Source organism: Nonomuraea longicatena, from assembly GCF_039525605.1.
Lineage (GTDB): Bacteria > Actinomycetota > Actinomycetes > Streptosporangiales > Streptosporangiaceae > Nonomuraea > Nonomuraea longicatena.
The window spans coordinates 1-6,285 of record NZ_BAAAHQ010000094.1 but is presented as its reverse complement, the minus strand read 5'-3'; the positions used below and the strand labels follow the sequence as shown (position 1 = coordinate 6,285).

The window sequence follows — 6,285 nt, the reverse complement described above, 5'->3', positions numbered from 1 at the left end:
GACGCATCTTTCAACTGGTATCGGGGCCGAGGACCATTGGGGCGACATCCATTACACGGACACCGCAGGTGCGTCGGCGTCATACGTGTTCACTGGCACCGGAATCGAGTGGATCACTCGGCGGGGTCCGGAGTACGGGCAGGTGTCCGTGTACATCAACGGCGCACTTGTTGGCACGCCCAACATGTATGCGACCTCGGGTCAACTCCGACAATACGTGGGTTGGTCAGCACAGAACCTTCCCCTCGGGGACCACGAAATCCGGTTGGTCAATCACACGGCGAGACTCACGGTGGACGCGCTTCGAGTTACTGGGGTTCCCTCCGTCGCCCGCCAATGGTCGAACACGCCGCTAGAGAAGTTCGTTGATCGGCGTGATATTCCGGTGGCGCGTGGCAGCAGTGGGGTGCCCGTGAATCCCGACGACGGCGCGGGCGCATCTCCCGACGCGTTAACTCAGCTAGACCAAGCCGCAGACGAGATCTTTGCCGAATCAGCCGCAAGCGGACAGCTATCGGTTACCCCGATCGATTCGGATCATTTTCGATTCGGTGTTCACTACCAAGTCGGCGACATCGTGTCTGTCGATGTTCACGGCAGAACCGTCACCGATGTCCTTCGCGAGGTACGTCTTTCGGACGGCGGCGATGGTCCGCGTGTTACTCCGCTGGTCGGCACTGATGGCGCTTCCTCTACGCCAACGCTATATCAAGAGGTTCGTCGCATCTGGACAAGCATTCGCAAGCTAGAAGCTAGAAGGTAGGATGGCGGAGCGCTCATATCCGTTCGACGGTGGCCCCGGCGCCGTCGTCACTGAGACTGACTGGGAAGCAATGGCTTCCCAGTGGCAAGACGACGGCGTAGCCGATATTCCCGGCTCAACGAGCTTGAGCGTCGTGTCAGAAGAGATTCCAGGCAAGGTCAAAGTACGGCTCGGCCGAGCCGTATTCCGAGGTTTCCATTACCAGCTAGACGCGGACCTGGAAGTTAATTACAGCCTTAATACTGACACTTCTCAGTGGCGAGCGGATCTAGTCGTTATTCGTCTCGACCGGGGAACCAATATGCTTTCCATCGCCGTGAAGGAAGGTGTTCCCGGAGGCAGCGCCCCCAATCCCGATACAGGCGCCGTGGCCCCCGAGATGGCGCTTGCCCATTTCAATGTGCCGCCCGCATCGGCAGCCGTCCCGGCTGCGCAAGTGTTCGACCGACGTCCTTTTGTCAGCCGTCGTATTCGTGTCAGCGCGACCGGGCAAGAGCCCTATCCTGACGGCTCGATCTTCTACAATACGAGCCAAGGCCGGTTCTTTGCAAAGTTCCGGGAATCCGGTCAGGCGAATTCCGAACAGTCGAGGATTCCCAAGTGGCGGGAAGTCGTAGCGTATAGCGCGAGCAGCAGCAGCCAATACCCTCAGGACGCTTTTGCAGGCACGCTTATCTGGGACGAGGCGCTGCAAAAGCTGGTCGTCCAAACCTCCGCTAGCACGCCTACGTGGACTGAAGTTGGCCCCCATGAAACGACTATCAAGCGACGGGCGTCTGACCTTTCCGTCGCCGTATCGGCGACAACGGCGGACACTGTCCTTACTGCCCCGATCGGATCGGGGGCGTACACGTTCGAGGCTGTCATTTTCTACCGTGGCACGCTTAACGCCACATGGGCCTTGCGCGTCGCACACCCATCGCTGGGTACAAACGGTCAGATCAGTGCAGCATTCTGGTACAACACCTCAAGCATTGCCACGAACCAGGCTGCAGCGATCATTATGAATCCTCAGCAATCCATCGGTGTGCCGGGGACTGGACCCACCTACGCCGCCCGCGTCACTGGGTCGCTGCGATCCCTGGGGGGCAGTAGCGGCAATCTGGCGATCACCTACGTTACGCCTTCGTCCGCGCTAACCGTTGGCATCGGCAGCTACCTTCAAGTAACCAAGATCTAGGGGTGACGAAGCATGGTCGAACGGTCTTTCCCGTTCGATGCGGGGGCAGGAGCCTCGATAACTGAAGCCGAATGGTCATCCATGGCGGCCGGTTGGCAGACGGACGGGGTTGACGCTTCCGGCCCTGCCAGCGATGCGCTAAGGGTGTCGATTACCGGGCTTCCATTCACGCTGCGAATCAGGTCGGGAGACGCCAAGCTTACGGGCTTTCACTATCGGCTAGATCAAGATCAAACGGTTCTCTTCGCGGAGAACTCCTCGACCGAGGTTCGCGTTGACCGGCTGGTTCTGAAGCTAGATCGGGAAACGAACAGCATCTCACTGAAGGTGAAGCAAGGCGGGCCAGGAAGCCTCAGCCCTCCGCCCGTAGACCGATCGTGGGATTCCCCGGAGATCCCTATCGCGATCTTCACCATTCGCGCGAACTCCGACACCGTTGTCGCGTCTGACCTTACGGACACGCGGGAGTTTGTGAGTACCGGCGTACAGATGCTCTCCGCAGCGTCGGCCACGACGGGCGCCCGGCAATTGGAGATCGGGGAAGTCGGTTATGACCCCACAGTTGGCCGCTTCTATGCGCGTAGCGCGACGCACGGCCGATTGGAGTTCGGCCAACCACCGCCCGTAGTTCCTCGGCCGCCCGATCCACCGACAATCGAGCAGCTTCTAGCGAGCACACCGCGCGTGAAGGTCGTCACTTCGGGCCAGTTCAGTTATCAGGATGTTGCGTGGTCTGGCGCGACATGGAATATCGGGGCTATGTGGGATATCGGGAATCCGTCTCGAATCATCATCTCCAAGTCCGGCTTGTATACGATCACTGCCCATGTGGACTACTTCGGATGGGCGGGCGGGTACGTTGCGACCCAAGTTGACCGGATCACGGGTTCGACCCGCACGCGGCTATTCGAGGCACCCTATTACAGGTCCGATCAGACTGACCATTCAGCCATCCCCATCACAAATGAGGTTCGCCTATTAGCAGGCGATCAGGTGGTGGTGTATTGCTATAGCGGCCCGGCCGACCTCAAGGCGGAGCCCAAATCTTTGAGCGTTCGATGGGTGGCGCCGTGAAGGAGGTTGCATTGCCCGACGAGCTGGGTTTCACGGTAACGCTGCGGCAGATCTACGAGGAGATGCGCGACCTTACTGCGGAGGTTCGCACCCTTACGTCAGAGCTGAAGGAATCCAGGAAGACCGACGAGGATCACGAGCGCCGCCTACGGGTTGTCGAGCGCTGGATGTGGGGGCTCCCCGTTTCCATCATTGCAGCCGTTGCGGCTGTCATTAAGGCGTTTATGCCGTAAGGAGTTACGTGGCTACGGCTGCCGAAGTTTACAGGATCGCTCGGGGCGAAGTTGGAACCCGGGAACGTGGCGTGAACATAACCAAGTATGCCGCCGAGGTTCCGTCACTGCGCTGGAGTCAGGGTCAGCCGTGGTGTCACACGTTCCTGTCTTGGGTTTTCCAGGAGGCGAAGGCCCCCGACATCGCGCCGGTTACGGCGTCTTGCCTCGTTGGCGTTTCATGGTTTAGAGCGCGGAAACGCTGGCATCTGTCGCCCAAGGTGGGAGACCTCGTTTACTACGGTGCCCGAGGCGGAACCCATGTGGAACTAGTCATCGCTGTCTCGGATACGCACATCACAACCATCGGGGGTAACACGTCAGGTAGCCTCAACGGCGATTATTTCAATGGGGATGGCGTCTACCAGAAGCCTGTTTCGCGCTCGTCGAGTCGCATCTACGGGTACGGGCGCCCGGCCTACGCGGCGAGCGCCGTGCCGGGAGTCTCCAATCCGCCTACAGGGGCCACGAGTGTTCCGAAGTACCCTGGGTTCTACCTGAAGCGGGGCGCTGTCGGTTCGGCGGTGCGAGTCTTTCAGGCCCGAATGCGGTCGCGTGGGTGGCGTATCGACGTGGACGGCATCTATGGGGCCGACACGGTGCGTGTAGTCGAGCAGTTCCAGAAGGAACGGGGTCTTGCCGCTGACGGCGTTGTCGGCCCTGCAACGTGGCGGGCCGCGTGGCTCGCTGAGGTGACCTGATGACCCATCGCGCACCTGAAGGCCGTATGCGCCAGCTCGGCGCCGTCGCGGTCGTCCTGGGCGTCGTCGTCGGTGGCGCCCTGGGCGCCGTCGCGGTCGGGCTCGTCTGGCTGACGAGCCTCTAGGAGCCCCTACCCAAGCCCCAATCACGCTCCGCAGTCGCCGGCTGTTTCCTGCGGTTCACAAACCCCCAGGTCAAAGAGTTCCGGCACTTTGCCGGCCAGCGCAGAGAGTGATCAACTGAGAGGATGGATTCAGACATGACCAACGAGACCAAGCGCGCCCTGCGCACCGCACTTCAGACCCTCGTCGGTGTAGCGGTGGCGCTTCCCCTGATCGTGGACGCGTCCGGCATTCCCGCCACCGCTACCGGCGTCGCTGGCGCCCTAGCGGTGGCCGGTGGACTTGCCCGCGTGATGGCTCTCCCCGTCGTGCAGAGCCTTCTGCCGTCATGGCTGCGTACGGACGCTGTGTGAACCTATGCGCGCAGAGCGAAAGCCCCCAAGGTCTACTCCGACCCTTGGGGGCTCTTCTGCGTTTCGGGGTGTCGCAGCCCTTCAGCGGTTCGGGATTGGATGTTCCGCAAGGAGGCATGCTCGCGCCCGGTGGGGCAAGGATGTCCTATATGCCGGTTCGGACAGCAGATCACGCCGATGGTGAGGAAGCGGACTCCGCCAAGCCATTCACCCCACTGCACATCGACGCCACGCGGGAGAAGGTTGTGCGCGTCCGCCGTGCGGCTCTCCAGCGGGATTATGTCGGTCGGCGGCCGGAAGGGCTCGTACTGGTTGACCATCCATTCGACAGCTTTCGCCGCGTCGTCGAAGGTCTCGGCGATGCGCTTTGCTGGCTTCAGCAACCAGTCTCCGGTACGCATGGGCGACAGCGGCGAGGTGACGAAGTCCGGCGAGGTGGGGCGGCGCTCGGACTCACGGGCGAGTTCGGTGCCGTTGCCGAGCCAGGTGTAGCCGTGCCAGTGCAGCATGATTCCCCAGGTCGTGTCACAGTGCAGTGGTACGGCCCTGCCCGACGCAACCGGGCAGGGCCGTGTGGAGGCGGCCTTCTAGATGGTCGTCATCCCAGTGGCGCGCAGCTCGTCACCGGTGAACCGGAGCGTCCCGGCATCCGGGTTCTTCGAGTCGCGCACGGCAAAGGCGTTCGGAACGCCCGGTATCGGGGCGATCTCCATGCAGGACTCGCCTTCGCCGTCCTCGTTGTTGTTGCCGCCGCACACGCGGCGGTACACCGGGTCACCGAGGTCCAGGGCGTACAGGTCCATCTGTGCCCTCCTTCACACTCGGGCGCGGACGGCCCGAGATGGAGCCACGGCCGACGGCCGTGCGTCCAACAGCGCCTGCCTGTCCAACAGCACTACAAGGCCGTTCAGGTCTTCCGCGACGAGCACGGAAAGTAGGCCGCGCGTGTACTCCTCGGATGACAGTGCCTTCCAGCGCGCCGCCGCGACTCCTAACACCAGGTCGGGGAAGATCTCCCACTGCGACCCGTACTTGGCCCTCAGCTCGTCCGGCGTCACCGTGTTAGCTCATCCCCTCGGGAAAGATCACGCCTGCACGACTGGCGAGCCTCGAACTGAGCCAAGGTCAGCCCTTCCGCGCTCGCGACTGCCCGGCGCAAGGCGTCCGTATTCGGAGCGCACACCACTTTGACTCTGTTGGCTTCAGGCTCATTCCGCGTCGCGATGAAGCCCCCACCGGCTCCGTCCATCACATCCCAGCCTTTGATCGTGACCGGCTGAGGGTGCGACGACCGCATCGTTAGATCACCACCTGTCCGAGTGTGGCCCTTCAGGGCTGCCCGTACGTCATGTCCCCGGCTCCGCGCTGCGTCGGAACCAGGTCGAGGTGCAGAGTGTTGGGCCGCTTCTCCAGAAGCCCGAACTCCTCGGCCAGATCCAAGAACGTCTCGATGCCGGTCCCGTCTGGCCCGTCGTAGTCGGCGATCCCACGCGCGACCATCCAGGCGCGGTACTCCTCCCGCGTCCACGCGGCCGGGGGCGGCGGCTCAGCACTCGGGCCGAGCGCTTCGAGTTCTTCCCACGTCAGCTCGTACGGCTGGCTGGTCATCATGAACGCCTGCTTGCGGCCTGGGCGACCAGCCGGGCCGCGTGCTGCGGCGTGGCCTGAGACACGAGAGTGTTCAGTTCGCGGCCGTTACCGGCGTCGGCGACGTTGACGAGGTACGTACCGGAGCGCCGCCCCACACCGACGGTCACGGCCAGTTCTCCGGGTTTCCTGTAGATCACCAGCGTTGGAGGCTGACCGGTTGTCTCGGCTG

The 6,285-nt window shown here is 62.4% G+C and carries 12 protein-coding genes; 7 read left to right on the top strand and 5 right to left on the bottom strand.

Translation table 11 applies throughout. The features are described 5' to 3' along the window. The 7 genes from ABD120_RS39425 to ABD120_RS39395 all read left to right on the top strand — a co-directional run. Positions 1-763 (top strand): Gp37-like protein (locus tag ABD120_RS39425; protein WP_343955613.1); only part of this gene is annotated, 763 nt, incomplete at its 5' end. Position 764: 1 nt separating this feature from the next. Continuing rightward, positions 765-1,943, top strand: a complete 1,179-nt coding sequence (locus ABD120_RS39420) for a hypothetical protein (RefSeq protein WP_343955611.1) — start codon at positions 765-767, stop codon at positions 1,941-1,943. Positions 1,944-1,955: 12 nt separating this feature from the next. Beyond that, the gene (locus ABD120_RS39415; RefSeq protein ID WP_343955609.1) at positions 1,956-3,017 is read left to right on the top strand and encodes a hypothetical protein; all 1,062 of its coding nucleotides are present in this window, start codon (positions 1,956-1,958) and stop codon (positions 3,015-3,017) included. A gap of 11 nt (positions 3,018-3,028) precedes the next feature. After that, positions 3,029-3,250, top strand: coding sequence for a hypothetical protein (locus tag ABD120_RS39410; protein ID WP_343955607.1), 222 nt, complete (start codon positions 3,029-3,031; stop codon positions 3,248-3,250). 71 nt (positions 3,251-3,321) lie between these two features. Further along, a complete protein-coding gene (locus tag ABD120_RS39405) occupies positions 3,322-3,990 on the top strand; it encodes a C40 family peptidase (RefSeq protein WP_343955605.1) in 669 nt (222 codons plus the stop codon). Further along, entirely contained in the window at positions 3,990-4,115 is a 126-nt protein-coding gene (locus ABD120_RS39400; protein WP_343955603.1) for a hypothetical protein, read from the top strand. Before ABD120_RS39405 ends, ABD120_RS39400 begins: the two co-directional genes overlap by 1 nt. A gap of 135 nt (positions 4,116-4,250) precedes the next feature. Further along, complete coding sequence (locus ABD120_RS39395; RefSeq protein ID WP_343955601.1) at positions 4,251-4,466, top strand: hypothetical protein; 216 nt, start codon at positions 4,251-4,253, stop codon at positions 4,464-4,466. Positions 4,467-4,498: 32 nt separating this feature from the next. Here ABD120_RS39395 and ABD120_RS39390 read toward each other — a convergent pair whose 3' ends face one another. The 5 genes from ABD120_RS39390 to ABD120_RS39370 all read right to left on the bottom strand — a co-directional run. Next, complete coding sequence (locus tag ABD120_RS39390; RefSeq protein ID WP_343955599.1) at positions 4,499-4,975, bottom strand: hypothetical protein; 477 nt, start codon at positions 4,973-4,975, stop codon at positions 4,499-4,501. Positions 4,976-5,053: 78 nt separating this feature from the next. Then, a complete protein-coding gene (locus ABD120_RS39385) occupies positions 5,054-5,269 on the bottom strand; it encodes a DUF397 domain-containing protein (protein ID WP_343955597.1) in 216 nt (71 codons plus the stop codon). A 12-nt stretch (positions 5,270-5,281) separates the two neighbouring features. Then, complete coding sequence (locus ABD120_RS39380; protein WP_343955595.1) at positions 5,282-5,524, bottom strand: hypothetical protein; 243 nt, start codon at positions 5,522-5,524, stop codon at positions 5,282-5,284. Positions 5,525-5,795: 271 nt separating this feature from the next. Then, the gene (locus ABD120_RS39375) at positions 5,796-6,077 is read right to left on the bottom strand and encodes a hypothetical protein (RefSeq protein WP_343955593.1); all 282 of its coding nucleotides are present in this window, start codon (positions 6,075-6,077) and stop codon (positions 5,796-5,798) included. Continuing rightward, on the bottom strand, positions 6,074-6,285 hold a 212-nt coding region (locus tag ABD120_RS39370; protein WP_343955591.1), incomplete at its 5' end, for a hypothetical protein. The genes ABD120_RS39375 and ABD120_RS39370, both read right to left, overlap by 4 nt.

What these genes read in the sequence shown, in the direction of transcription:
- ABD120_RS39420 (WP_343955611.1), top strand. Translation starts at nt 765, where the DNA reads ATGGCGGAGCGCTCATATCCGTTCGACGGTGGCCCCGGCGCCGTCGTC.
- ABD120_RS39415 (WP_343955609.1), top strand. Translation starts at nt 1,956, where the DNA reads ATGGTCGAACGGTCTTTCCCGTTCGATGCGGGGGCAGGAGCCTCGATA.
- ABD120_RS39400 (WP_343955603.1), top strand. Translation starts at nt 3,990, where the DNA reads ATGACCCATCGCGCACCTGAAGGCCGTATGCGCCAGCTCGGCGCCGTC.
- ABD120_RS39395 (WP_343955601.1), top strand. Translation starts at nt 4,251, where the DNA reads ATGACCAACGAGACCAAGCGCGCCCTGCGCACCGCACTTCAGACCCTC.
- ABD120_RS39390 (WP_343955599.1), bottom strand. Translation starts at nt 4,975, where the DNA reads ATGCTGCACTGGCACGGCTACACCTGGCTCGGCAACGGCACCGAACTC.
- ABD120_RS39385 (WP_343955597.1), bottom strand. Translation starts at nt 5,269, where the DNA reads ATGGACCTGTACGCCCTGGACCTCGGTGACCCGGTGTACCGCCGCGTG.
- ABD120_RS39375 (WP_343955593.1), bottom strand. Translation starts at nt 6,077, where the DNA reads ATGATGACCAGCCAGCCGTACGAGCTGACGTGGGAAGAACTCGAAGCG.